Raw genomic sequence first — 789 nt, 5'->3', positions numbered from 1 at the left:
GTACGCCCAGCATGGGCGTCATCTTTAGGGTGAAAGTCCCGAACGGGGGCTGGCGAGCGCCTACCGTTAGCCAAGGGCAAGGGTGTCCACCGTGAGGTGGAATCTGAAGGAAGCCGGAGGCAAAAGCACGGGCCAAGGTACACGAACTGGATTTGAGGCTGTGTCCGTCGGATGAGTCACCCAAACATGACGAAATCCAGAGCCGCCAAGGGCGGATGCGGTAAACTCCAGTGGTCGCGGGCAGACAGATGACGTTCTTATCTGGGGAGGCCTGTCAGGTAAGCAAGAAAAAAAACTTGTAACCGCAGCCGAGAGGCTGCGCTGAACTGGCAGGAGTCAGCAGAGGCCATAGTACGTAAGCTGTTGCAACAGTTTACGGAAGGGCTGAACCGAAAGGAGAGAGGAAACGATGCGTTCGCAGGAAGAGCAACGACAGCAGAATATCTCGCAAGAGAGCTTGCGGCAAAGAGAAGCGGTGAAGCCGTTAGGGTATGCCGGAGCGCCGAGTTCTTCGTCGGCACAAGTCGCCCCTTCCTCTCGCGAAGACCAGAACAACTTGCTGGAGCGAATGCTCGAAGGAGATAACCTTCGGCTCGCCTACAAACGAGTGGTGCAAAACGGAGGAGCACCCGGAGTGGACAATGTAACGGTAGCGAATCTACAAGCTTACTTGAAAACACATTGGGAGACGGTGAAAGCCGAGCTTCTAGCGGGCGCCTATAGACCTGCGCCAGTCAAACGGGTGGAAATCCCCAAACCCGGAGGCGGTGTACGGCTGCTAGGCATCCC

1 pseudogene is annotated in these 789 nt (G+C 56.5%); it reads left to right on the top strand.

The features are described from left to right. Positions 1-409 precede the first annotated feature (409 nt). Positions 410-789 (top strand): annotated as a pseudogene (locus L1028_RS31065) (group II intron reverse transcriptase/maturase); the annotation flags it as partial.

The organism is Paenibacillus pseudetheri (assembly GCF_924513355.1).
In the GTDB taxonomy this organism is placed as follows: domain Bacteria; phylum Bacillota; class Bacilli; order Paenibacillales; family Paenibacillaceae; genus Paenibacillus_AQ; species Paenibacillus_AQ pseudetheri.
The sequence above is the reverse complement of the archived record's forward strand: the minus strand, read 5'-3'. Positions and strand labels throughout refer to the sequence as shown.